The organism is Tenacibaculum agarivorans (assembly GCF_001936575.1).
Lineage (GTDB): Bacteria > Bacteroidota > Bacteroidia > Flavobacteriales > Flavobacteriaceae > Polaribacter > Polaribacter agarivorans.
Genome location: NZ_MSMP01000031.1, coordinates 31,493 through 58,446 on the forward strand (window position 1 = coordinate 31,493; position 26,954 = coordinate 58,446).

The 26,954-nt window shown below is 30.8% G+C and carries 17 protein-coding genes; 12 read left to right on the forward strand and 5 right to left on the reverse strand.

Annotated elements, in window-relative coordinates; genetic code table 11:
* Positions 1–52: 52 nt before the first annotated feature.
* The 10 genes from BVC87_RS18400 (at position 53) to BVC87_RS18445 (ending at position 8,995) form a co-directional block, all read left to right on the forward strand.
* On the forward strand, positions 53–463 hold the full coding sequence (locus BVC87_RS18400) for a hypothetical protein (protein WP_075343877.1): 411 nt from the start codon (positions 53–55) through the stop codon (positions 461–463).
* Between the two features lie 92 nt (positions 464–555).
* Positions 556–942: a hypothetical protein gene (locus BVC87_RS18405; protein ID WP_075343878.1), complete on the forward strand. Its 387-nt coding sequence runs from the start codon at positions 556–558 to the stop codon at positions 940–942.
* 159 nt (positions 943–1,101) lie between these two features.
* Positions 1,102–1,389: a YciI family protein gene (locus tag BVC87_RS18410; RefSeq protein WP_075343879.1), complete on the forward strand. Its 288-nt coding sequence runs from the start codon at positions 1,102–1,104 to the stop codon at positions 1,387–1,389.
* A gap of 6 nt (positions 1,390–1,395) precedes the next feature.
* The gene (locus BVC87_RS18415; RefSeq protein WP_075343880.1) at positions 1,396–2,001 is read left to right on the forward strand and encodes a GNAT family N-acetyltransferase; all 606 of its coding nucleotides are present in this window, start codon (positions 1,396–1,398) and stop codon (positions 1,999–2,001) included.
* Positions 2,002–2,194: 193 nt separating this feature from the next.
* A complete protein-coding gene (locus tag BVC87_RS18420) occupies positions 2,195–2,908 on the forward strand; it encodes a hypothetical protein (protein ID WP_075343881.1) in 714 nt (237 codons plus the stop codon).
* A gap of 42 nt (positions 2,909–2,950) precedes the next feature.
* On the forward strand, positions 2,951–3,445 hold the full coding sequence (locus tag BVC87_RS18425; protein ID WP_075343882.1) for a hypothetical protein: 495 nt from the start codon (positions 2,951–2,953) through the stop codon (positions 3,443–3,445).
* A gap of 376 nt (positions 3,446–3,821) precedes the next feature.
* Complete coding sequence (locus BVC87_RS18430) at positions 3,822–6,965, forward strand: VPS10 domain-containing protein (RefSeq protein WP_075343883.1); 3,144 nt, start codon at positions 3,822–3,824, stop codon at positions 6,963–6,965.
* A 26-nt stretch (positions 6,966–6,991) separates the two neighbouring features.
* Positions 6,992–7,753, forward strand: coding sequence for a DUF4272 domain-containing protein (locus tag BVC87_RS18435; protein WP_075343884.1), 762 nt, complete (start codon positions 6,992–6,994; stop codon positions 7,751–7,753).
* 449 nt (positions 7,754–8,202) lie between these two features.
* Positions 8,203–8,592, forward strand: a complete 390-nt coding sequence (locus BVC87_RS18440) for a VOC family protein (RefSeq protein ID WP_075343885.1) — start codon at positions 8,203–8,205, stop codon at positions 8,590–8,592.
* A gap of 34 nt (positions 8,593–8,626) precedes the next feature.
* Positions 8,627–8,995 (forward strand): DUF2200 domain-containing protein, encoded by a 369-nt coding sequence (locus BVC87_RS18445; RefSeq protein WP_075343886.1) that lies wholly within the window; start codon positions 8,627–8,629, stop codon positions 8,993–8,995.
* A gap of 14 nt (positions 8,996–9,009) precedes the next feature.
* On the opposite strand, the gene BVC87_RS18450 is transcribed toward BVC87_RS18445, so the two are convergent.
* The 4 genes from BVC87_RS18450 to BVC87_RS18465 form a co-directional block, all read right to left on the reverse strand.
* Complete coding sequence (locus BVC87_RS18450) at positions 9,010–12,591, reverse strand: T9SS type A sorting domain-containing protein (RefSeq protein ID WP_075343887.1); 3,582 nt, start codon at positions 12,589–12,591, stop codon at positions 9,010–9,012.
* Positions 12,592–12,675: 84 nt separating this feature from the next.
* On the reverse strand, positions 12,676–14,307 hold the full coding sequence (locus BVC87_RS18455; protein ID WP_075343888.1) for a tetratricopeptide repeat protein: 1,632 nt from the start codon (positions 14,305–14,307) through the stop codon (positions 12,676–12,678).
* 392 nt (positions 14,308–14,699) lie between these two features.
* Positions 14,700–14,879, reverse strand: a complete 180-nt coding sequence (locus tag BVC87_RS18460) for a hypothetical protein (RefSeq protein WP_075343889.1) — start codon at positions 14,877–14,879, stop codon at positions 14,700–14,702.
* A 7-nt stretch (positions 14,880–14,886) separates the two neighbouring features.
* Positions 14,887–21,435 carry a LamG-like jellyroll fold domain-containing protein gene (locus BVC87_RS18465; RefSeq protein WP_075343890.1) on the reverse strand — a complete coding sequence of 2,183 codons (6,549 nt, stop codon included), beginning with the start codon at positions 21,433–21,435 and terminating at the stop codon, positions 14,887–14,889.
* Between the two features lie 208 nt (positions 21,436–21,643).
* Between BVC87_RS18465 and BVC87_RS18470 the strand changes: the two genes are divergently transcribed.
* On the forward strand, positions 21,644–23,305 hold the full coding sequence (locus tag BVC87_RS18470) for a tetratricopeptide repeat protein (RefSeq protein WP_075343891.1): 1,662 nt from the start codon (positions 21,644–21,646) through the stop codon (positions 23,303–23,305).
* Positions 23,306–24,185: 880 nt separating this feature from the next.
* Positions 24,186–25,418, forward strand: coding sequence for a nuclear transport factor 2 family protein (locus tag BVC87_RS18475; RefSeq protein ID WP_159439387.1), 1,233 nt, complete (start codon positions 24,186–24,188; stop codon positions 25,416–25,418).
* A gap of 386 nt (positions 25,419–25,804) precedes the next feature.
* Here BVC87_RS18475 and BVC87_RS18480 read toward each other — a convergent pair.
* Positions 25,805–26,954 (reverse strand): T9SS type A sorting domain-containing protein (locus tag BVC87_RS18480; RefSeq protein ID WP_143569835.1); only part of this gene is annotated, 1,150 nt, incomplete at its 5' end.

The window sequence follows — 26,954 nt, forward strand, 5'->3', positions numbered from 1 at the left end:
ATATAAATTAAAAAAATTGAAACACTTAATATTAATTTTTACTCTATGCATTTTGAATAATTTTACAGTAATCGGACAAAAACAAGCTTTCCAAATTGATTACACAAATCCTAAAAGTGTAGTTGAAGCTATTTTTTATGCGGCAAAAACAAAAGATTTTTCTATCATGCAATGTCTTTGTGATCCTTATGGCGAAGGAGATGGAGATGTAAAAGAATTATGTGCTATTTCTAAACTTGCACTACAAACTGATGATAATGAAAATGCAAAAAAAGTATTAGATCAATTTGTAACAATATTCGGATCTGGTAAAATAGTTGACGAAGTAACTTATGGAAAATATCTAAAAAATCAACTCGCTTATGTTCCTTTTATTTTTAATCATCCTCTGGGAAAAAGTCGAAGTAAAGAAACTATGCATTTAATTAATCGACACGGTAATTGGTTTTTATATAGTTTTTAACTAAGTGATATTTTTTCATTTATAAAAATCTATTAAAAATTTCCTAGTACCCTTGACATACTGTTGTCTCTACCCTAATCTATTTTTGAAACATGAAAAAATTAGTAATAGGTTTAATTATTTTGACTGTATTTGGATGTAATCAGTCAACGGAAACAGAAGATCGTATGAAACAAGCTAAAATTATTGAATTAGTCGTATGGAAATTTAAAAATGGAGTTGATATTGACAATGGGAAAAAATCAGTGCTAAAACTCAATGAATTTGTCAGTAAGCAGCCAGGTTTTATTTCAAGAAAAACAGCATTAACTGAAGATGGAAAATTCCTTGATGTTATTCTCTGGAGCGACTTAGAAGCTGCAAAATCAGCTTCTGAAAAGGCGATGCAAAATGAAATGACTACAACAATATTTAATATCATGGAAGAAAATGATATGATATTTCAACATTTTGAACTATTTAATCACATCAAAAAATAATATATTTTACCAGAATGAAAAGCGGTTTGCTATTCTATTCAAATCGCTTTTTCATTTAATTAAAGTATATTGTAATTCGAAAATAAATTATAAAACTTCTCTCAATGATGACGTTTTTTATCCAAAAAATTGAAGAATTAAAAACTAACTAAATTTAAAATGTTTATAGTAAACTTGACTTATAAAGTAGCTTTAGAAAAGGTAGATCAATTTATTGGCGCGCATATTAAATTTCTTAACGAACAATATGAATTAGGAAATTTTCTAGCTTCTGGACGAAAAGTTCCTAGAACAGGTGGAATAATTTTATCCAATGTAACATCAAAAACAGAATTGGAAAAAATAATTGAAAAAGATCCTTTCAAGAAAAATGAGTTAGCTAATTATGAGCTAACTGAATTTATACCAAGTAAAACTTGTGATGAGATGAAATTTTTAATGAAATAAATCCAAATGTTTCAATTTGAAGAAAAATATATTCTAAAAAATAAAATGGTTGAAATTACTCCATTAGAGAAATTTCATGAATCAGAATTATTTAAGATTTCAAATACTAAAGAAATATGGGAACATTTTACTGAAAACGGATTTGGAAAGGAAAATTTTACAACATATATATCTAATGCCATTAACAATCGAAAGAAGCATCTTGAATATCCGTTTATCATAAAAGATCTAAGAATAAATAAAATTGCAGGAATGACTAGAATTTATGCAATCGATAATAATTTAAAAAATGTAAAAATTGGTCATACTTGGATAGGTAAAAACTTTCAGGGAACAGGACTTAATAAAAATTGTAAATTTCTTCTTTTTGAATTTTTATTCGAAAAAATGCATATGGAAAGAATAGGTTTTGGAGCAAGTTCTAAAAACATTAAAAGTATAAAAGCTATGGAAAGTGTCGGTTGTATTCAAGAAGGTAAACTAAGAAGTTTTCTTCCTCCACTTTCAAAATCATCTGAAAGACTAGATATTGTTTTACTGAGTATTCTCAAAAATGAATGGTTGACAAAAACCAAAAATGAATTACAACAAAAACTGAAGCGTTATTCTTAAAATTCACTTCGCCTTGATTTTATCTTCTAAAAAATAGTTCTCTACCAATATTTTATATTGATTACAACTCCTGTACTACTTTAAAATGATTAATGCTATCTTCTTTTAAATGCAACATTGTTGCATTTGTAAAAATTAGTTTACCTTTATGAGATATAAACAACAATGATATTATAAAAAAATCAATCAAATTATGTTACAAAGAAAATTTGACGAAGTAGTAAAAAAAGAATTTCCTAATGCAAAAGATGCTAAAGACACTTCAATTCATTATTTAGGGAAAATGCAAATTGAGCATAAACTTGACATTTCAAAAGTATTAATGGCTACATCTGTTTGTTCTGATGATATTAATGTGCCCTCTACAACTTTCTTTAATGTTTTATTTGGTCCGTTTGTAATGGGTGGACTTGGAGGTATCCCTTTTGTTGGACAAACAGGAATGACAGCTTTTGCTCATCATATACCAGATAATGGAAGTGCATTTATATTTTACGGACCTCATATTGGAATTACACTAGAAGGCGAATTAGGTAAGATGTATAGACCAAGAATGGAAGAAACGGGTAACTCATGTGGTGCTTTAATGCTTGCTTTAAGTCGTTTACAAGATAATACATATGCACCTATTATGAATGATGATGATTACCAACAAATGAAATTAGAAGAGAGCTTACTACCTTATAGAGATGATATAATGGCTAGTGAAAATCAATCAAAAGCAATTACCGAGGCTACCTATAAAATAATAGATCAAAAGGTGCATGAGTATTTAAAAACATGTAAAGATGAATTTCATGTTGATAAAGTAACACTGCTTGGAGGTATAATCATCAATACAGATTATGGTTTAGACGATTATTTTGATGCTAGAAATTTTGAAGTAATTGATTTAAAAAGTCTGTAAAATTTGAGTATTAGTTAATCTTACAATTACTCTTAAAATAAAATGACTAATCGTCTTTTTTTTATTTGTCCTACAGATTTTTTAGAAACTGTAATTAATAATAATTTTGAAGGTGATAATTATTTTGTGACTTCTTTAGGTAACTCTACTGGTTTAGATGCTAATCAAGTTGATCAAATAAGTAGTTTGATAATTACAAAAGACATTAAAGAAGTTAATTTCATCTTAGCGGATGATAATAGAATTATTCAAGATGCTAATGGTAAACAAAAGTTTTCTTATATAAGTGGGCTAGATAAATTTTATGATGAAATCACATCTGAAAAAATATATTCTACTCACCTATGGAAAAAGAAAACTTTTAATAATACTATTCTTTCAAATCATCTAGTGAATAGATCTAAAGATCTTCAACTGAAATTAGAGAATTGGCATATACATTATTTAACAATAAAGATTCTAATTTTTAATAGTAAAACTCAGGATTTTAATCATATTAGACACAATTTATTAGATTTTGAAATTAATCTAAACTAAAATACTATCTCAAATAGCTCTGGTAACATAAAATTACTCATTTGTAATACCAGAGCTATCTAGATAGAAAAGTAAAAGTTTAAGAAAAAGAAAATTAACTTTAGCTATTAATCGAATCACCCTTCAGATTCCTTTTTTTATAATTAATCATACACGGGATGTACTTCTTCTCATACAAACTCCTTTTAAAATAGTTTCAAAAAGAGATTCAAAATCGTTATTTTCATACCCATTGATTCTATAAGGAAATAGGTTCTATAATTATAAAAAAACAAATATATTTGATTAAGAAAAAAAGTTACTATAAGATTATTATACATTCTAAAAATGGTAATTTTCTATACTTCTTACCCAAATCAAAAACTAAAACAACCAAATGAAAATATTAAAACTTCTATTCATCTGTATTTTCTTACTTCCATTAACACATAATGCACAGCGAAGAAAAAACAAAACTAAAGAGCCTATTTTTAAACTTACGGATTCTCTATTCCATGGATTACAATGGAGAAATATAGGTCCTTATAGAGGAGGTAGAAGTGTTACCTCAACTGGAGTAATTGGTAAACCCCTAACCTATTATATGGGATCTACTGGTGGTGGTGTTTATAAAACTACGGATGGTGGTATTACCTGGAATAATATTTCAGATAAGTTTTTTACAACAGGATCTGTAGGTGCCATAGCTGTATCTGAAAGTGATACTAACATTGTAGTTGTTGGAATGGGAGAACATGCTGCTCGAGGTGTAATGACTTCTATGGGAAATGGTGTGTATAAATCTATGGATGCTGGAAAAACTTGGACTCATCTAGGACTTGAGAAAACTCGTCATATTTCTGATGTAATTATACACCCTAAAAATCCAGATATTATTTATGTTGCAGCTCAAGGAGCACAATACGACGCAACTGAAGAAAGGGGAATATATAGAAGTATTGATGGTGGAAAAACGTGGAAAAAAGTGCTGTTTGTAAATACAGTAACAGGAGCTTCTTCACTAACTATGGATATGACTAATCCAAGAATCTTATATGCTTCTATGTGGCAACATCGCAGATATCCTTGGATTATTGAGTCTGGTGGAGAACACTCAGGCTTGTATAAATCTATAGATGGTGGTGATACTTGGACTAAAATGAAAATAGGTTTACCAAAAGCGTTTGGTAAATCTGGTATTTCAGTTTCGAGGGCTAATCCAGAACGTATATTTGCTGTATTAGAAGCAGAAGGAAAAAAAGGAGGTGTTTATAGTTCCGATGATGCTGGAAAAAAATGGAAACAAGTAAACGGTAACCGTGTAAATATTGCTCGTTCTTGGTATTATATGGAAATTTTTGCCGATCCACAAAATGAAAATGTCGTATATGTGTTAAATGCACCTGTAATGAAATCTATTGATGGAGGAAAAACATTTTCAAATATTCCGGTTCCTCACGGGGATAATCATCATTTATGGATTAATCCATACGATAACAACAACCTTATTAACTCAAATGATGGTGGTGCTAATATTTCTTTTAATGGTGGAAAAAGCTGGAGTACACAGCAAAATCAATCTACATCACAATTTTATCGTGTTATTACCGATAATTTGGTTCCTTATAATGTATATGGAGGCCAACAAGACAATTCAGCTATTGCTATAGCTAGTCGTACTAATGATCAAGGAATTGATTGGAAAGATTGGTATTCTGTTGCTGGTGGTGAAAGCGCCTTTATTGCTTTTGATCCAGATAATCCTGAAACAATTTATGGTGGAACGTATCAGGGAAATATTAGTAAATGGACTAAATCTTCTAGGACACAAAAAGCTATTAAAGAATACCCTGAATTAGGATTAAGTATAGCTCCAAAAGATGCTAAATATCGATACAATTGGAATGCTCCTATTATTTCATCTCCTCACAATAGAAAAACTATTTATCATGCAGGAAATGTAGTATTTAAAACAACTGACGGAGGGATGAATTGGACAATTATTAGTCCAGATTTGACTAAAAACGAAAAAGATAAACACGGTCCAGGTGGAGGTCCTTTTACCAATGAAGCTGCAGGTGGAGAAAATTACAATACAATAACTGCTTTAGTAGAATCTCAACATCAAGAAGGTGTATTATATGCAGGAAGTGATGATGGTTTACTACATATCACAAAAAATGGAGGTAAAAACTGGGAAAACATAACGCCTAAAGGAATTTCTGATGGTATTATAAATAGCATTGACATCTCTGCCCATGATCCTGCTACTGCTTATCTAGTAATCATGAGATATAAATCTTTGGATTTAAATTCTTATGTTTTTAAGACAAATGATTATGGAAAATCATGGAAAAAAATTGTGAATGGACTCGATGATCCTAACGGATTTACCAGAGTAGTTAGAGCAGACAAAAAACGTAAAGGATTGCTATATGCCGGTACTGAAACAGGATTATATGTTTCTAATGATGATGGTGCATATTGGCAACGTCTTAAATTAAATTTACCTGTAGTGGCTATTAACGATCTTACTATTCAAGACAATGATTTAGTTGCTGCAACATCTGGACGTGGATTCTGGATTTTAGACGATCTAGGTGTACTCCAAAATATGACTCCAGAAAAGGAAACACTTCAAATTTTTCAACCTAAACCAAGTTATCGCATTTTTGGTGGTACTTCAAAAGCTGTTGGACAAGGTCAAAACCCTAAAAGTGGAGTAACTTTTGATTATTATTTGCATAAAAATGCAGATACACTAGCTCTAAAATTAGATGTTTTACAAAACGGAGAAATAATACGATCATATACTAATAAAAAACCAAAAAAATTCAAAACTCGGCCAGGTGGACCCGCAAAACCACAAATTTTATCGTCCAAAAAAGGATTCAATCGATTTACGTGGGATTTTAAACGTGAAGCTATTCCAGCAATTAACGAAGTATTTGTTTTTGGTGGACTTTCTGGTTCTAGCGTTGCTCCAGGAAAATATACCCTACAATTATCTTTAGAAGGAAAAACTGTAGCTACTGAAGCTATTATTTTACCTAATCCATCAATTCAGTCAACTCCTGAAGATTTTTCTGAGCAACAAAGTATTCTTGTGCGTATCGAAAATACATTAAAAGACATACATACCTCTGTTATTCAAATGCGTTCAGCAAAAACACAACTCACTCAGTATGCTAAACTTTTAAAGAATAATGATAAAGCAAAAGCATTGATTGAAAAAGGTAAAGCACTTCAAAAGCGAATCAATACTTGGGAAGAGAATTTAATACAAGAAAAGCAGAAGACTTTTCAAGATGTGATTAATTTTAATAATAAATTGAACTCACAACTCATTCAACTTTTAAGTTATATAAACCAGGCAGATCCAAAAGTAACCAAAGGTGCTAAAGAACGTTTTAATGATCTTATGAACGATTGGCTTGTATATAAAAAGGAAAGAGACGCTATTATTTCTACTGAAATGGATCAGTATAATACTTTGTATACATCATTAAATCTTCCAGCATTAATTATTGATAAAAATTAAGCTAACACATAAATAATTACATTACTATGAGTTTTTTAAAAAAGATATTTGGTTCAAAAAATACTAAAGAAGAAAAAAAGGAACATAAAAATGAAAACAACCTAGAAGCTTATAAAAAAGTGCCATGGATGACAGATCTAAGGCTTGATAATATATCTGTTTGTTTAAATGCAGGATTCATACCAGCTAGTTCATTACCTACAGAATTTGAAAGAGAATTACGCCCTAAAATTGAAATTGCTCAACGATTAAATGCCATCAAGGCACTTGTACTTTGGTTAATGATTCCTGAAGAAAATTTGGAGAGTACTATATTACTAACATTCATTGACAATAATGAGCTTAGAGACTTTATGGATGAGCAAGAAAAAGAAATTCTCAATACACCCAGAGATGATGAAGAAGCAAGAAATGCCATTGGATGGAAATTCGAAAATGCTTGGCCTCTAGCTTGGTATTTTGGATATAAAGAACCTGAAATTACAGGTGAAATGATGTCAGGAGAACAAATACAAGAAATCTTAGCTACTTTTACTTGTCCTTTAGATGAAAAAATGGAGGAATGGATTATCGATAAAGAAACAATTTCTGAACATCAATTAATCCAAAAGGAAGATTTATTTTATTGTTTACACAATGCTGTAAGAAGTGCTCAATTAGGTAGAGAAACCGTCCCTAATGGTTTTAATCCTATGGGAAATGGTGGGGTAATTCATGAACGAAGACATTCATTAACTTGGATGTTATCTAAAGATACAATTTGGGAAGAAACGGATTTAAGTACCTAAAATAACGTGAGTTCGATTTAAGAATATATTTTTAAATACCCGTTGTGCATTTAGAACAAAATTCTGTCAATTCGAGTGATTTTTTGGAATGAAATGAAAAAAATTGTATCGAGAATAAGAATTTTAACTTCGAAATAGTTCTCGATATACTTTTTCGTACCTCAAAAGCACTCGAACTGACAGTTTAGAATTGTTTTGATTTCTAAAAGCACAACGAGTTTTCAAACATGTAAATCAGTCAATTATGTCTTTACGATGAATGAAACATAGTGAAATGAAGAAGTAATCTATTAATTTAATAACAAAAATCTCGTTGTTAAGACAAAGATTGCTTCACTTCCCCTTCGATAAACTCAGGGTCCGTTCGCAAAGACTTACTTGTTTACATGGACTGAAAGTCAAATGCAATAAAAACACATAGTTATAACCATTACCAAAACCAATAAAAGATGGAAACAGTCAGTAGAATAATGACCAATATTTGTTCCGATAATTTAACAGAAAGTCGGGACTTTTATACCAAACTTTTTAACCTTGAAGTAGCTTTTGATAGTGATTGGTTTGTTCATTTAATATCGAAGGATAAAAAACTAGAATTGGGAATCATAGATCGAACAAATGATTTAGTCCCTAAAGCTTATCAGAATAGTCCTCAAGGGTTTTATATAACATTTGTTGTTGATAATGCAGATGAAATATTTAAAATTGCTAAATTGGAAACGTTTGAAATTATTAGCGAACCTATAGATACATTTTATGGTCAAAGACGATTATTACTTAAAGATCCTAGTGGTACTTTAGTCGATATTTCTTCACCCATTAAAGGTTTTGAATTTTAGATAAAAATTATATAATTATTAAAATGAATATCAAATGAAAACAACACCAGAACATGATGCTAGAATTGCAAACATGAAATTTTCATCTGTGTATCCTCACTATGTCAATAAAGTTGAGAAAAAAGGAAGAACAAAAGAGGAGTTACATCAGGTAATTGAATGGTTGACTGGGTATGATGAAAAAAAAGTTCAAGAGTTAATTGATGAGCAAGTAACTTTCGAAACTTTCTTCGCCAATGCTAAATTACATCCAAATGCACATTTAATCAAAGGAGTGATTTGTGGTTATAGAATAGAAGAAATAGAAACAAAGCTCACCAAAGAAGCAAGATATTTAGATAAATTGATTGATGAGCTAGCTAAGGGTAGAAAAATGGAGAAAATTCTACGTCAACAAAAATAAATTGGGGATATTAATTATTCTATAATCATTTTTTTAGTATCTATTTTATGACTATTCACATAAAGTGTATAAAAATATATTCCAGCAGGTAAGGAAGAACTATTAAAATATAGTTCCTTTTCTCCCCTTTCTTTTAAAAAAATGGTATCTATAATTTGTCCTGACGTATTACTAAATACTATTGCTGCTTTTTCAAAACTATGATCTACATAATATTTAATAGATGTTGTTCCATTAAATGGATTGGGGATATTTTGATGTAAAATAGGTTCTTTATTTTTAGAAAACACCTGTTCTGTACTTAACGTACCGCTACAAGCACATTTTTCTATTTCTATTACTCTAGAAATTAAATCATTAATCTGAGTTTGTTGAGCGGATAGAATTGGTGATAAATCAACATCAACAGAAGCTCCATTTTCTATAGCAATAGTTAATGTATTTCCAGAAAGTGTAGCAGATTGTAAATTTTGACTATCAGAATTTACAAAAGACGACAAATCAACAGAATTACCATTGGAAATACTCAAATCTGTTCCAGATAAAGAAATAGTTTGCTCATCAGTATTATCTAAATAACCTGAAAGATCAACTGTAGTAGCATCGTTTGATAAACTCAAGATATTACCTGATAAGGTTAAATCTTGGTTATCCGTTCCTACACCATCTTGCAATGATGATAAATCAATAGTATTACCATTCAAAATACTCAAATCTGTTCCTGATAAAGAAATCGTTTGCCCATCGGTATTATCTAAATATCTTGAAAGATCAACTGTAGTACCATCATTAGTTAAACTCAACGTATTACCTGATAAGGTTAAATCTTGATTATCCGTTCCTACACCATCTTGCAAAGGCGATAAATCAACAGAATTACCATTAGAAATACTCAAGTCTGTTCCAGATAAAGAAATCGTTTGGGCATCGGTATTGTCTAAATATCCTGAAAGATCAATTGTAGTACCATCATTAGTTAAACTCAATGTATTACCTGATAAGGTTAAATCTTGATTGTCTGTATTATCCAAATATCCTGATAAATCAATAGTATTTGTAGTTCCTGAAATACTCAATTCATTAGACGAAAAACCTAATTCTTGACTATCTGTATTATCTAAATATTTTCCTAAATCAACCGAAGTAGCATCATTGGTTAAACTCAACGTATTACCTGATAAGGTTAAATCTTGATTGTCTGTATTATCCAAATATCCTGATAAATCAATAGTATTTGTACTTCCTGAAATACTCAATTCATTAGACGAAAAACCTAATTCTTGACTATCTGTATTATCTAAATACTTTCCTAAATCAACGAAAGTAGCATCATTGGTTAAACTCAATGTATTACCTGTTAAGGTTAAGTCTTGATTATCCGTTCCTACCCCATCTTGTAAAGACGATAAATCAACAGAATTACCATTGGAAATACTCAAATCTGTTCCGGATAAAGAAATCGTTTGGGCATCAGTATTGTCTAAATATCCTGAAAGATCAACTGTAGTACCATCATTGGTTAAACTCAACGTGTTACCTGATAAGGTTAAATCTTGATTATCCGTTCCTACACCATCTTGCAAAGGCGATAAATCAATAGTATTACCATTCAAAATACTCAAATCTGTTCCTGATAAAGAAATGGTTTGTCCATCAGTATTGTCTAAATACCCTGAAAGATCAACTGTAGTAATATCGTTAGTTAAACTTAAAACATTTCCTGATAATGTTAAATCCTGATTATCCGTTCCTACTCCATCTTGCAATGATGATAAATCAATAGTATTACCATTCAAAATACTCAAATCTGTTCCTGATAAAGAAATGGTCTGGGTATCAGTATTGTCTAAATATCCTGAAAGATCAACTATAGTAGCATCATTGGTTAAACTCAACGTATTACCTGTTAAGGTTAAATCTTGATTGTCCGTTCCTATTCCATCTTGCAAAGGCGATAAATCAATAGTATTACCATTCAAAATACTCAAATCTGTTCCTGATAAAGAAATGGTTTGTGCATCGGTATTGTCTAAATAACTTGATAAATCTAACTCCTTTATAGCTTCTCCATCAGCCTCAATAGAAAGCTGAATTTTATTATCTACCAATTGAAAAGTATCAATCTTTTGATTGTCTGTATTCACTGATGTCGTACTGATCCATGAAGTACCATTCCACACAAAAAGGGTTGATAAATCAATATCATACACCATTAAACCAGCATCAGTAGTAGTTAATGCATTGCCACTAGCTGCAGATGTTTCCATAGCTGTACGTTGTGCTGTTGTTAGCCTATTTATTAAAAAACCTTTATCTACATCTGCCAATTCTAAGGAAGCGTTTTGGTTTGCGGCTACTGTACCAATACCCACACTAAATCTATTAGTTACTGTATTTCCACCTAACGCCATTGTATTTGCTTTAGTTACATCAACATTATATCCTATAGCTGCGGCGTATGATTGTGTGGTACTACTATGTGAACCAATAGTAATTGATCCTTTATTCCCTAATGCTTTGGCATCAAAACCAAGAATCACTTGATCATCTCCAAATACATCAGTTCTATTTCCTAAAAACGTATTACGGTTATTTTTTCCAGCACCAGGACCAGTTACTCCTAAATCTGTAAAATCAGCATTCCAACCCATACCAACATTATCAGAACCTGTTCTATTTGTTCCCCCTGCCATTGCACCTACATAGGTGTTTCTATTCGCATCATTAAAATTATTTAATCGATTATTATCCCAACCTGCACCATAGCCTATAAATGTATTTCCATCGGCATGATTACTATTTGCACCTGCATCAAACCCTAGAAACGTATTGGCGTAACCATCTGTATTATCTTGACCTGCACCACCTCCTACAAAAGTATTTCCTTGTCCTGTTCTATTATCTCTACCAGCAGCATTATTGGTACTAATTAAAGCATATACATTACTAAAACCTTCAATAGCATTCTCTACAGTTCCAGTACTACTTGCTCCAATAAATGTATTACCACTTCCTGTAGTATTAGCTGTACCGGTAGCGCTACCTAAGAATACATTGTGTGTAGCTGTTGTAGCATCTCGTCCAGCATCTTCACCTATAAAAACATTATCTTTTCCTTCAGTTAAAGATCTACCTGCTTCTTCTCCAATTAGCGTATTATCAAATCCCGTAGTCAATTGTTGACCTGCTCTGTGCCCAATAACTACATTATCATTTCCAGTGGCATAACGTGCTACATAGTTTCCTATGTATACATTTTCCATATTTCCAGCGGTTTGATCCGCAGTAAATACTCCAATTATAATATTATCACGACTAGTAAATTTAGCGCCTGCCATTCCTCCTAAAAAAATATTCCTTGATCCGTTAGTTAAAGCACTTCCTGCTCCGGGACCTAGAATTAAATTCCAATCTCCTGTACTTATTAATGAACCTGGATTAAATGTTAAGCTCCCATCATAAGGGAATGATGTTCCTGTATCTGCACTTTGATTGGGTGTTACTGTTGCTCCACTAATTTGATTATTAGTTTGTGCATATCCTTTTAGAAATAAAAAAAGAAAAATATATAATGATAACAATAGTCGTTTTCTCATAAAATTTGCTCTTAAATACTAATGCGGCAAATGTATGAGTGACTACTTTTTAAAACCTCATTTACACGGTGTCAAATGGTGTCACTATAGGTTTTGTATAAATTCTACTAAATCAATTTCAGAAGAAACGTTCATCTTTTTTCGTATTCTTTTTCGCATTGATTTTACAGAATCTACAGAAACATCTCTTATTGTCATAATCTCTTTAATAGATAAGTTTAAACGTAACAAAGCACAAACTTCTCTTTCTCCTTTGGTCAATTCTGGGAATTTTTCTCTTAAAACTGAATCAAATTCTTTATTAACTTCTGTTATTTTTTCTTGTAAACCATCTAATTTTTTCTCTGTAGTAACTTGTAATTGTAATTGCATTATTAAAGAGTTCAATGTAGTTTTCATTTGTTCTGGTTTCTTACTCACCACTTCTTCTTTAATTTTATGAATTAATTCTTCTTTAAAAGCTACACGCATTGTATTATCTGCAATCAACTGTTTCATTTCTTTTTCTCTTGATGCTATTTCTGTACTTAATTCTTTCTTTTCATTTTCAAATTTTAAGTTATCTAACTTCAATTTTTGCAGGTAGTTTCTTCTTAATAGCACACCTATTAATGCCGCACTAATTAATGACAAAATGAATAATAATAAATATAATTTCTTCTTTGATGCTTCTGATTTATTCTTTAATTCCAATTCCGCTTTTTCTTTCTCAAATTTGTAATTGAGTTCTAGCGCTTGAATTTTCTTAGCACTTTGAATATTAAAAATAGAATCTGAATATCGATTAAACATTCTATAATTTTCATATGCATTCTCAAATTCGCCCAACTTTTTACTTGCAAAACTCTTTCTTAAATAGGCTTTGGAAATTCTTTCTTTGAATCCTTGTTCTAAAGCAACCTGTAATGAAGAATCTGCATACAGTAATGATTCTTTCCATTTCTTCATTCTTTTGAAGTCATTAGATAAATTAAAATACTCTACGCAAACCGATAACTTTTTACCTATCGACTTATAATATTTTAAATTTTTATACTTTAAAGGTAGGGATAAATCGAACTTTTTTTGATAGGCATATAATGCTGCTAAGTTACCATAGACTCCATGTATATCTTCTTTACTTTTTATAGCATTGAAAAAATACATTGCTTTTTCATAACAGAATAAAGCAGAATCTAACTGTTTATTTTGTCTATAAGAAACTCCTAACATATTATAACCTGCTCCTAAACCAAAAGTATCTTTTACTTTTTCTTTTAATGTAATTGCTGTTTTATAATTTTCAATAGCTTTTTTATGATTTCTTTGATATCTATATACCAAAGCCATGTTATGATAAACATCCGCTATTTTTGATTCATCTTCTTTCTTTTCATAATATGAAAGTGATTTAAGGTAATAATCGATAGCTTTATCATAATTTGCTTCACGTCTATTTATCACACCCAATTGTACATAGATAGCGATTTTATATTTTTCTAATCTTTTCTCATCTTTTGAAATGATGTCTAAACCTTCATTAAAATATTTTTTCGCTTTTTTAAAATCTCTATTGATTAGATATTCTCCTAAATCTAAAATCTTTTGCAAACGGATAGTATCCCTTTTCGCATCGTCGTATGCAGTTTTGTATTTAACAAGAAGTGTGTCATTTTCTTGTGATTTTGTATTTAAAGTTATTATTAAAAAGAAAGAAAAAAATACTTTTTTAATCATAGGGTAAAGATATAAATACTGATCAATACCTTTTTATTGATACAACTTCGTGAAAAAAGCCTCTTTTTGATATATTAAATAATCCGTCTATTTTGATGTTATACTTTTATTTTCAATGCACAATAAACAGATTGATTTACTACCCTATGTTTCTTTCACAAAGACAGTTTTCACAGGGCGTAAGAAAAAAATAATTATATAAATTACTAACAATAACAAGATTTTCAACTACGCTAGATCTGACAACAAAAATGTATTTTTAAACTTTTTATTTTCTATTTATTAATTTTCCTTAAATATTTAGACCTCACAGATTTTTGAAATCTGTGAGGTCTTTTCCTTTATAAGTTAAATCTTATGCTTTTATAAAAAGCAACCTTTACATGAATACATTAAAAACTATCAAAACCTCCTCCTGGTGGTTCAGGACTAGTAGCTTGCGCTTTTTGGGGATTTAAAATTAAATAGGTTCCTAATGCTGTTAGCGCTGTATACTTTCCATAATTTCCTATCTTTTGTAATGCTTCCTTTCTTGTAATGTCTTTTTTATGTTCTGTTGTATTTGTCTTCATGATGCTCTTATTCAAATATTACTTTCTTATGAATTGTTTTTCCTTCTAGTTCTAATCGAACGATATATATACCTGCCCCAAAGGAAGATACTGGTTGAATTATAATCGTATTACTTCCTTTTACAGATTGGCTATATACTTTACTTCCTAATACTGAGTATAGCTGAATTTCTACTTCTCCTTGACTCTGAATTCCTGTAATTGTAATTTCTTGTTTGTTTGATTTGAAAATATCTACATTGTAAAAATCTTCTTTTTCAATAGGATTAAATTTAGTATGTATATAAAATCTTCCTATACCGGACAATACTTCAGATGTTTGGAAAGTATATGCTTTATTTTTTCTTAACTCAATAAAATTACCTGTTGTTGTATCTTCTAAATAAATTTTAGTTCCTGATGGTAAAGCTTCAGAAGCTACTGATAATTGTATCGTTTTATTTGCTTCTGATTGAATACCTAGAGGAATAACCATTTCTTCATAACCAGTATTTGGTAATGCTTGTATTGTAAAGTTACTCTCTTCTGAATTACCGACTAAACGTGTAAATATATCGAAAGAAGCTCCTTTAAAATTCCCTACATCATAACCTGAATCTAATTCTTTAGTTGCATTTGCTAGATACTTAATATTAGTATCTACCACTACTCCATCTTGCTCTGCTAGTACCTGAATACTTGGTATAGCTGTAGTTGTACCTCTAGAGAATACTTGTACTCCAGTAGCATTGTGCAAACGCTGATTCTCTTTAAAATCAATTGAAGTAACTCCAGATGCTGTTTTTATAAAAAATCCTTGTCCTACTGTTAATGAAATATCAGAATCCAATAATGTTTTTGCTACATATTTGTTTTGTGAATTATCCCAAACATATACACCCACATTTACAGGATCGAATTTACTTAAGTTCTCTTGAATAAAATTCGCATTAGCATTATTATTCACTGGTAAATACGCTGTATACGGACTTCCAACCGCGTTCCATTGGTCTTCATTTACTGAAACTGAAACGTCATTTGTTTCTAATGTTCCTGTAAATGTTACCGAACCATTGGTTGCTCTGGAAACGATATAACTTTTACCTTTTTCGAAAGTAAGTGTATTGGTTACAATATCATCGGCTGTATAATATACCCATTTTGACCCAGCTGCATTACTATCATTATAATAAGCAACGGCATAACGATTTGGTGTAACTGTGGTATTCACTCGAATATCATTTGCTGAATTTTCAATAAATTCTTTAATGCTTTGTCCAGAAACTGGTGCTGTGATTAAACTCCATGCATTAGCGGTTAATCCTGATCGTTCATAAGAAACATTTCCTGTAGCTGTACCTTTAACGATAAAGGTCCCGCTGGTATTTACAGAAGAGCCTATATTTATGGTTTCATTTGCTGTTAAATTTCCATTTACTAGTACAACTCCTCCATCTGAAATATCAAAACTTGCTAAACTTTCAACAGTTAAATTATTCATTTCTGCAACAACTCCAGAACCTATAATTGGCTGGTTTGTTACATCTGGAACAATAACATTTTGTGTTACTAAAGGAGTAAAACTTGTAGACCAGTTTCCATTTACAGTCCAGTTAGTATCAGTATTTCCGTTCCAAGTTATTTCTGCTGGATGTACTACATTAACTGTTCTAATTACTTCTACCGCATTATTTCCAGAAACACCAGTTGCATTATAGGTAATATCATAACTTCCAATAGCATCTACAAATGCACTTGTATTTATAATAACTGTAGAACCATCATTTACTGTTGCTCCTAATTCCGAATAACCACTTCCTAATTCAATTTCTTGTGGATTATCTCCAATTAAGGTAATCACAGGGGTACCACAACCATCAATGATATCTTGAACGCTATCCCAATCTGTAGGGTTTGTACCTGTGAAAGTCAGTGTTGAACTCCCATTACCATTATGTACATAATTAAATAAGCCACATAATCCTGTAGTATTCGCTTGATTTTGGATAACTAAATTATTTGCTACATTTTGCAAACCAAACAAATCAATAGTTAACAACTCATTATTATTTCTAATGGTAGAATCTGAGCTTGTTAATTGTGTAACATTTTGTAATGCACTTATATCTGCAAGACTTCCATTAAAACTAATACTTAATCTTCCTATAGAAGTTAAGGATTCAAGGAAAGAATTATTGAATGATGTGATTAATTCATTTTCAGAAATGGTTAATGAATTTATAGAAGTAATGGCTAGTTTAGGGAATCCTTCTAGGTTAGTAACTAAATCACAATCATTTAAACTGAAACTTCCTAAACTCGTTAATTCATCTACTCCTTGTAGGTTAGTCAAATTAACCATATCTCTTATTAAAAGTTGACCTCCAATACTTGTTACATTTTGTAGAAAACTCAAACTACTTATCGCTAAATCATCAATACTAAAATTACCGCTAACTGTTGATAAAGCCATTATATCTATTGTAGCAAGTTGAGTACAACTATCAATTGAAAAGTTATTACTAACACTTGTTAGTTTTGGAATACTTAATGTAGTTAAAGCATTGCAACCAGCAACAGAAAGACGACCTGTAAGCGTGTGTAGCTCCGGAACAGAGATAGATTGTAAACCATTCATATCAGCTATTAGAAAATTCCCAGTACTTTCTAAAAGCGCTAAACTAAGACTAGTTATTCCTCCTCCATTATTATTTATTGCAAATTCACCATTTACTTGAGTCAATTTTGGAACTGAGAAAGAACTTAATGAGCTATTAAATGTTATAGAAATTTTTGAACCCATTGTTTGCAATTCGTCAAAAGCAATTGTTGATAACATCGAATTCCCCGTAATCGTTATGCTTGAAATTGAAGAAATCTGACTTAGAATAGATATATCTGTTATTTGATCTAAATTATTAACTTCAAAACTCCCCCCTATACTTGTAACATTCGAAAAAGAAGCTATAGAACTAGTATTCGCCATGTTTTTTAACGTGAAGTTTCCTCCAACAGTTGTCAATGCACTAAATCCTGAAAGGTCATCCACAATATTTCCTTCCATATAAAAATCTCCAGAAATAATATGCACATTTGAAAAGCCTGATAAATCAGTTATCGTACCGTTAATAGTAAGATCTCCTTCTATAATTCCACAAGAACCCAAAGTATTGGTTACATAATTATCTACTTCTGTTTGACTTGTTAACGTAACGTCTCCAACAACTACACAGTCACAAGAACCAGATATTCCATTAGCCGTAGTATCAATCCAGTTACTTGTACTTCCATCAAGTTCAAAGTTTGATAGTGTACCATTAGTATTATTTCCAGAGCTATCATTTAAAGTTGTTTCAGAGCTATTATTTTGTTCCGTAATTCCTTGATTAAAATTATAGCTTAACAGTAAATCAGCCTGTGCCATATCTGCACTACAGCTGTTGCGGGCTCCTACTTCAAATGCTGTCAATGTTTTTGTCCAAACACGAAGTTCATCAAGTTGTCCTTGAAAATATCCAGCTGCATCTCCAGTAGGTGTATCTGAAGCAGCATATCCTATTTGTATGTCTTCTGAACTTGATGCAACCGTTGCCGTACCATTCCACCCTGTTGAATGGGCACTTGCTCCATCTATATAACATCTTGCTCGTCCTGAATCTAAAGTTATAGCCACATGGTGCCAATTTCCATCAGCAACATACGTTGCTCCATTTAACAGTCTTGTTGTATAATTTGATGCACTGGCATAATAGTAAAATTCAATTCTTCCACCATCCAGATTAATTCGCCAACCGTTGTTGCCATCTGGTGTAAACTTATTAATTATAGCACCATTACCATCTGTGGTTTTAATCCAAAAATCTACAGAAAAGTTTAAGTTGTTCTGTGATACGTTATGTGGAACGGTAATGAAATCATCTGTTCCGTCAAAATCAAGTCCAGTACCTTGTCCAGCTCCATAACCTTGAATGGTAAAGGTATAAACTGGTTCATCACAATCATTACTATTCACCGTAACAATTGCTGTTTTTGTTCCACCAGATGTAGGATTAAAAGAGAACCTTAAAGTTGCTCCTTGCCCAGGTAAAATAGGATTATTACTAGGGTTTTGTGTTAATGTAAAATCACTTGTATCTCCAGATAAAGTCACACTATCTACTAGTAAATTTCCTGTACCATCGGTATTCACCACAAAAAAGGTCATATCTTTTGAGTTTCCAACAACTACAGTCCCAGCATCTGTATTATCACTTGTATTAGGAGTATCGTCTCCTGAAGGTATATCTATTAATTCTCCTTGAACGCTTATTTCTGGAATTGCAACAGAACATGTTCCCGAAATACTATTTGCAGAAGTATCTATCCAGTTAGAAGTACTACCTGTTAAATCAAAATTGGTTAATGTACCATCTAAATTATTTGATGTCTCATCATTAGCAGTAGTTTCAGTTGAATTACTAGTATTAATTTTACCTTGATTTAAATTGTAATACGCTACTAATCCTGATTCATTTCCTGCTAATTCACAACCACGCTGTGCATTAATTTCATCTAAACATAGTACTCTAGACCAATAACGCACTTCATCTATTTCTCCATTAAAATAAACGGTATTAAATTCAGAGTACCCTATGGAAAGTGATTCTGTATTTGTTGGAGTTTCTGGAACATTACTAAACGTAATTTCATTATCTAATACACCATCTATATAAAATGTTAACTTACCATTTCCAAATGCTAAAGCAACATGGTGCCAGTTCCCATCATTCAATCCAGAAGCATTAGATAAACTAGTTGTTTCACTATTTGGTACCGCGTACTCGAATCGTAACACTCCAGAACTACTTAAATACATAGAGAACCCATTAATTCCTGTAGCATCATACTTAGCCAGAATTGATTGTCCTGCTGTAGTAGATGATGTTTTAAAGTATGTTTCTATTGTAAATGTATTTGTATTGAATGAACTATTATGATTAACACTAATATGATCATCCACTCCATCGAAATCAAGTCCTGTAGCTGGTGTAAATCCAGTTCCTTCTATATCAAATTCGAAAGTAGCGTCATCACAATCATCATTAGTAATTCCAACTGTAGCATTTTTTGTTGCATTTGAACTTGGCGTAAACAATATTCGTAAGTTTCCCGATCCTCCAGCTGCTACCGTTGCTGGTGATTCAATAATTGTAAAATCTGTAGAACCATCAATAACAATATTAGAGATATTTAAAACCCCGTTTCCCGTATTACTAATTGTATAATCTTCAGGTTCAGCCTGTCCTAATACTACGTTTCCAAAAGAAGTATTATTTGGTGTGACTGTATCAGTACTTCCATTCGTAATTGTATTGCTATTAGAAGTAATTCCAATAAGAGGTTCTGTGTACGTAGCACAAGTTCCTGTAACGCCATTTGCTGTAGCATCTATCCAATTTGATGCTGTACCTGTTAAACCAAAATTGTTTAGTCTTCCTTCAGGTGGTATGCCTGAAGAAATCGTATGATTGTATCTTAAAACATCAAACATTGGGAAATTATTCCCATTCACTTCTCCATTATTAAAATTATAATAGGCAAGTAAATTATCTTCATCTCCAACTAATTCACAACTAAATTGATTTGTAATTCTACAACTAGAAATCTCTGTTTCCCATACTCTTAACTCATCTATAATTCCTTTATAATATGCTCCTCCTCCACTTGTAACTCCAATAGCTAAGTTATTACTACTAGTATCCACAATCGTATCCGAAAGCTCTAAAGAAGTATCTAACACTCCATCAATATACATGATGTAACGAGTACCATTACAAACAATTACCAAATGCTGCCATTGATCATTTATAATTGGAGCGCTCGTTAACGTATTAATTCCACTAGCCGTAAAAAAGCTAAAATTAAGTTGCATTGAAGTGTCGATACGTAAACTATAACCTGAATTTGAACTTTGATTATCTAATATAGTATGCTCTCCAGTTCCTGAAATATCAGGTTTTATCCAAAGTTCAAGAGAGAAATTTCCATTTAAACTATAGTTTCCATTATCAAATGTAATATTGTCATCTACTCCATCAAAATCTAATCCTGTACCACTTTCGAAAGCAGTTCCTTGTATGGCAAATGTAAACGTACCATTAGTAGCATCATCGCTTACAATTGTGACCGTTGCATTTTTCGTACCTGCCGATTGAGGATTAAATTTTATCATGATTTGTTCCATCATACCGAGATTCACGGTAACAGGTAACATCGCGTCTACTTGAAAATCACTAGCATCAGCACCTGTAATAGTAACGCTGGAGATATTTAAATCATCAGTAAAACTTATATTTTCAATTGTAAAAGATGTGAAGGATTCAGCTCCTGTTGCTGTATCAAAAAAAAGTGTACCATCCGGTTCTGATACATTGGTTTGACCATTAGTAAAAGGAGCTCCCATTGGATCCATACCTCTTACTTGAATTTGACCAGCAAAACTATTTTTTGCTAATTTACTTTTTGTTGCATGTACATTTCCTGATAGTACAATTACACTATACAGTAATGCCCAAAATAGAAGTACTATTTTTTTCATGTGAGGGAAATTTGTAGAATTTAACCTTATTAACTATTCGCTCAACAATGGTACAAAATAGTTAATGCCCGTTTGATAATTTAGTGGTTACAAAAAGTTTCATCCCTTTGTTTTCAAGGGTTACAGTAATTCTTACTTGGAAGTGAATATTGAATGTTTTATCTTTATGTAATTATATTTGCACTTTTAGATCTAACTTAATTTTAATATGAGAATCTTAGCTATTATTATTTTTTTCTCTTGTTTTTTTCCTGTTTTTTCTCAGTCAAAACAAGATTCTTTAGCAATAGATTTAAGGGAAAAAGTAGCAAACGCTCCAAATGATTCTTTAAAAATTCATTATCTCATAGAGCTTACTAGAAAAGTTGAAAAGCAAAATGTAGGTGAAGGAAGAAGTTTAATGAAGGACGCTTTGCAAATAATAAAAGATAATTCATATAACTCAAATTATTTTTTAAAGAAGAAAGCTTTAATAATAGATGCTATGGGTAAATATGAATCCATTCAAAGAAATTATGAAAAATCTCTTAACTTACAATTAGAAGCTTTAAAAATTAGAGAAACCTTAAAAGATTCTGTAGGAATATCTCAGAGTTATCATAATATAGCCATGCTATTCAGGTATCAAAAAGAGTATGAAAAATCTAAATCCTATTTTTTTAAAGCAATACCAATACGACAAAAATATTTAGATAGTACACATTTAGCTCGTACATACAATATGTTAGGAGTTAGTTATTATTATAATAAGCAGAATGATTCTGCAATGTATTATTATGAATTATCGAGAAATTATTATCCTACTCCTTTTGGAAAAGCAAGAGCTAGTGAAAATATTGCGACAATCCATTACACTACAGGGAACTATGACAATGCTATTGAAGTATATAAGAAAAACATAGCGCTTTACAAGTCTGAAAACTACACTAAATTTATTGTTAACAGTCAAATGCATTTGGCCAAAATTTATTCTGATTTGGGCAAACATCAACAAGCAATTCATTATATAGATAAAACCTTTGCTACTGCGAAAAAATATGGAAATACTTCGAAATTACCTCTACTATATCAGTTAAGAAGTCATATTTTCGAAAAAATGGGAAATTATAAATATGCTTTGGGATATTTTAAATCTCATAAATATTACTATGATTCTATTTTTAATGTTAGAAATGCCAAAAAAATAACTGAACTAGAACTCAATTATAAGTTTCAAAAAGAAAAACAGGCGGACAGTCTTAGGTTTGCGAATGAAAAAAGAGAACTTCAACTAAAAACTAAAGTAAAAGAAGCCAGTAATCGATTTTATATTATTCTATTACTGCTAATTTCTGTTACCGTATTAACATTATTAGTTATTGTAAATAATAGAAGAAAGTTACATCAAGAACGTTTGAAAAAAGAGCAATTTGAAAAACAACTACTAGATGAGCAATTAAAGCACACCACATATCAGGCTAAACAATTGGTAGCAGATAATAAAATGCGTTTGAAATTTAAGCAAGAGTTTTTAACTAAATTAAAAAAGGTAAAGCAATATGCTGATGTGGTTGATGCTTCCGATTTTCAGTCTTTAATTACTGATCTTTCTTCACAAATACAGACAGAGAGTAAATTCGATTCTATTGGTGATAATATTGAGCAATTGGATGAAGAATTTACAAAAAAACTGAGAGCCCTATATCCTGACCTTACCAAATCAGAAAGAGAAATTTGTGCTTTAATGCGAATGAATTTAAGTCTTAAAGAAATTATGGTAATTCGTAATGTTACTATGGGATCTATTAAGGCTTCTCGTCACCGTATTCGTAAAAAAATGGGATTAGATCGTGGTCAAGAATTAGAACAGGCAATACTAGAATTGGTATAGGTATGTCCTATCCAAGTTCACCTAAGAACTTAAAATACATCTAACAGCCTAAGTTAAATTAATAGCGCTTTAAAAATCAGATTTTTAGAATTTTAAAATATCTCTTCGAGTGAAATTAACTGCATTTTGATGAAGAATAATTTTGTATTTCGTCTATTGCTTAGTGGGGCTATCGAGTTTTAGTAATACAAACTGTTCTCGATATACCTTCTTACAGTCTGCACTATCATTGACATCTTTTTGTTAAGAACTGAAAAATAAATGTTTATATTAGTATGCAAATAACCTTTATTTCCTCTCCTCTGCCTATCATATGACTAAGTTATAAAGATTCGTACTTTTTATAAGCTTATTGTTCATTTTTTTGCTTGTCCCAAAAAACGAACCAAAAAAAGGACACTTCTTCAATGAATTTTTTAGCCGATGCTAAAAACCAAATTTCACTTCTAAAATCTCTCCAAGGCTTCGAGATTTCTTAACGAAATGAAATTTTATTCTGCGAAGAAGATTCAAAAGCGCTGCTTTTAATCGCTTTATAATATATTCTGTTATTTAAAATTCGTGTCAATAGACCGTTTTTTTAGTAATATGTCATTATAGTCGTTTCACAAAATTTTCGTCGAGAGTCTCGAACTGACAATTAGTGTTTTAAATATTTCTTATTTGCTTTAAATAATAAAAATCGAACTCAAGTTAATTCGTTTATTACTCCACTATCTTACTATGCATATATATCTTTTTATTTAAACTAATTTTTTAGTTTAAACTAAAAAATTAGTTATATTTATAAACTTTTAGCTCCTTACTAACACAAAATGTTCAACAAAAAACTAATAAAATGTCTCTTTCAATAATAAAAAGCAAAAAGATAAACTGTTTTATGTTTAGTTTAATTAGTATTTCTTGCATTGCGCAAAACAAGAAATACTTTAGGCAATTAATGTATAACCATGTTTCTCCTTTTATTGAAATCAAAGGAATTCATCCCATAGACCAAATCACTGCTAGTAAGACTTCACATTATGTTTTCAAGTATAATTCATCAAACAAAATCTCTGAAATAATCAACAATCACTATCATACTGAAAAAGTACATCCTTTAGCTTCTTTAGGGGTTTATAAAGTAATTTTCGAATATAAAGAAGGAAAAGAAATTAGAACCTTTTATGATCCTAATAACAAAAGAGTTTCCAATGATAGAGGTGTTTATAAAGAAGTGTTTTCTCTTGATCAAGACAATACAAAAAAAAGACTAAATTTTTATGACTTAGATGATATTCCTATGGAATCTAATTGGAATATTACAGAATATCAATGGCTAAAAACAAAAGAATATATCGTTGAAAAAAGATATAATTTAAATAGTGAGTTAACTGATTTATCTCCTTATTTTGAATTTGGTATTACTGGAATTCAAATTAATAAACAAGGATTTCCTAAAGGACACTATAACTTGGATGAAAATCTTCAACCTATTAATAATGATGATGGAGTTGCCTCATATCAAGATTCATATGATACAATGGGAAATCATATCAAATATACATATCATGATAAAGATGACAACCTCGTATTGAATCAATGGAATTATGCTATTGGTAACAAAATATATGATAGCATTGGTAATACCATTAAGCTTGATTTATATGATGCCGATAATAACATTATAAGTTCACGTAGAATCTATTCAAATGCTACGGTAAAAGTAAATAACATAGCTTCTAAAAAAGATTCTCTTGAGATCACACAAAAAGCTTTAGGCTATTTAGAAGCTTTACAAAAGTTAAAACCTGAATTGATGAACGAAGTTTTGAATGATAGTCTAAACAAAATTACTATTGGATACGATCGTTTTGAACGAAAACAATATGGAAGAGCTACCACAAAAAAACAAATGATTTCCTTTGCTAAAAATTGGAATAAGTCGGGTTCTAGATTTCCTTTTAATCCTAAAAATCAAATCAAGATTCTTGATATTTATAATCGTATTGCTTCTGTAAAGTTAATTTCTGACAATTGGGTAGAGTATCTTCAACTTATAAAACTTGATGGAAAATGGGAAATTATGAATTTAATTTGGCAATATAGAGATGTAAAAAGATATGGAGACTAAATATTTTTAATTGAATAAAACAAATTAACCTGAATCGTGGATAAGTTTTTCATCTTGAGCATATGTCCAATGGTAGTTATAAATTGTAAATGAGTAATTTTTGACATAAAAAAGAGGCTGTCTAAAAAGTATTTTTTAAAGGTCATTACGAAAAATTTTAATTTTGAAGTAATCTTATTATTAGTAACTTAAATTTTAAAAGATTCCTTCATTGTATTCGGAATGACAACTTTTCAGCTAGCCTCTTTAGGTTAAAACAATCCCCTCACGATTATTAGAACCCATCAAATCCTCCACCTGGTGGCTCTGGCGAAGCTGCCTGAACTTTCTTGGGACTTAATATTATAGGTACCTAACGCTGTTAATGCTGTTAATGCTGTATACTTTCACTCTATAATCATTTTCTTAGTATCTATTTTATGGCTATCTACATATAATGTATAATAGTAAACTCCGCTAGGTAAAGATGAGCTATTAAAGAATATTTCTTGCTCTCCTCTCTCTTGTAAAAAAACAGTATCTATAACCTGACCAGAAGTATTACTAAATACTATTGCAGCTTTATCATTATTATAAGGCACAAAATATTTGATTGATGTTGTATTATTAAATGGGTTTGGTATATTCTGATATAAAATAGGTTGCTTGTTTTTTGAAAATACTTCTCCTGTACTTAATGTCCCACTACAAGCACATTCTTCTATTTGTGCTACTCTAGATAATAGATTATTTATTTGAGTTTGTTGAGCAGACAAAATCGGAGCTAAATCTACATCTACAGACCTTCCATTTTCTATAGCAACAGTTAACATAGTTCCTGAAAGTGTAGCTGAAGTTAAATCTTGACGATCTGAATTTTCAAATACTGATAGATCTATACTATTACCGTTAGCTATACTTAAATTATTTCCTGATAACGTTAATGTTTGTTCATCTGTGTTATCTAAATACTTTCCTAAATCAACTGAAGTAGCATCATTTGACAAACTCAAGGTATTGCCTGATAAGCCTAAATCTTGATTGTCCGTATTATCCAAATAACCCGATAAATCAACTGTTTTACTGCTTCCTGAAATACTCAACTCATTAGACGAAAAAGCTAATTCTTGACTATCTGTATTATCTAAATACTTTCCTAAATCAACCGAAGTAGCATCATTCGATAAACTCAAGGTATTACCTGATAAGCTTATATCTTGATTATCTGTTCCTATTCCATCTTGCAATGATGATAAATCAATAGTATTACCATTTAAAATACTCAAATCTGTTCCAGATAAAGAAATGGTTTGTCCATCGGTATTGTCTAAATATCCTGAAAGATCAACTGTAGTTCCATCATTGGTTAAACTCAAGGTATTGCCTAACAAATCTAAATCTTGATTGTCCGTATTATCCAAATAACCTGATAAATCAATAGCCTTAGTACTTCCTGAAATACGTAACTCATTAGATGAAAAAGCTAATTCTTGACTATCTGTATTATCTAAATACTTTCCTAAATCAACTGAAGTAGCATCATTCGATAAACTCAAA

Excerpts from the sequence above, each read along its gene's own strand:
- BVC87_RS18405 (WP_075343878.1), top strand. The coding sequence starts at position 556 with ATGAAAAAATTAGTAATAGGTTTAATTATTTTGACTGTATTTGGATGT.
- BVC87_RS18410 (WP_075343879.1), top strand. The coding sequence starts at position 1,102 with ATGTTTATAGTAAACTTGACTTATAAAGTAGCTTTAGAAAAGGTAGAT.
- BVC87_RS18415 (WP_075343880.1), top strand. The coding sequence starts at position 1,396 with ATGTTTCAATTTGAAGAAAAATATATTCTAAAAAATAAAATGGTTGAA.
- BVC87_RS18420 (WP_075343881.1), top strand. The coding sequence starts at position 2,195 with ATGTTACAAAGAAAATTTGACGAAGTAGTAAAAAAAGAATTTCCTAAT.
- BVC87_RS18425 (WP_075343882.1), top strand. The coding sequence starts at position 2,951 with ATGACTAATCGTCTTTTTTTTATTTGTCCTACAGATTTTTTAGAAACT.
- BVC87_RS18430 (WP_075343883.1), top strand. The coding sequence starts at position 3,822 with ATGAAAATATTAAAACTTCTATTCATCTGTATTTTCTTACTTCCATTA.
- BVC87_RS18435 (WP_075343884.1), top strand. The coding sequence starts at position 6,992 with ATGAGTTTTTTAAAAAAGATATTTGGTTCAAAAAATACTAAAGAAGAA.
- BVC87_RS18440 (WP_075343885.1), top strand. The coding sequence starts at position 8,203 with ATGGAAACAGTCAGTAGAATAATGACCAATATTTGTTCCGATAATTTA.
- BVC87_RS18445 (WP_075343886.1), top strand. The coding sequence starts at position 8,627 with ATGAAAACAACACCAGAACATGATGCTAGAATTGCAAACATGAAATTT.
- BVC87_RS18450 (WP_075343887.1), bottom strand. The coding sequence starts at position 12,591 with ATGAGAAAACGACTATTGTTATCATTATATATTTTTCTTTTTTTATTT.
- BVC87_RS18455 (WP_075343888.1), bottom strand. The coding sequence starts at position 14,307 with ATGATTAAAAAAGTATTTTTTTCTTTCTTTTTAATAATAACTTTAAAT.
- BVC87_RS18460 (WP_075343889.1), bottom strand. The coding sequence starts at position 14,879 with ATGAAGACAAATACAACAGAACATAAAAAAGACATTACAAGAAAGGAA.
- BVC87_RS18465 (WP_075343890.1), bottom strand. The coding sequence starts at position 21,435 with ATGAAAAAAATAGTACTTCTATTTTGGGCATTACTGTATAGTGTAATT.
- BVC87_RS18470 (WP_075343891.1), top strand. The coding sequence starts at position 21,644 with ATGAGAATCTTAGCTATTATTATTTTTTTCTCTTGTTTTTTTCCTGTT.
- BVC87_RS18475 (WP_159439387.1), top strand. The coding sequence starts at position 24,186 with ATGTTTAGTTTAATTAGTATTTCTTGCATTGCGCAAAACAAGAAATAC.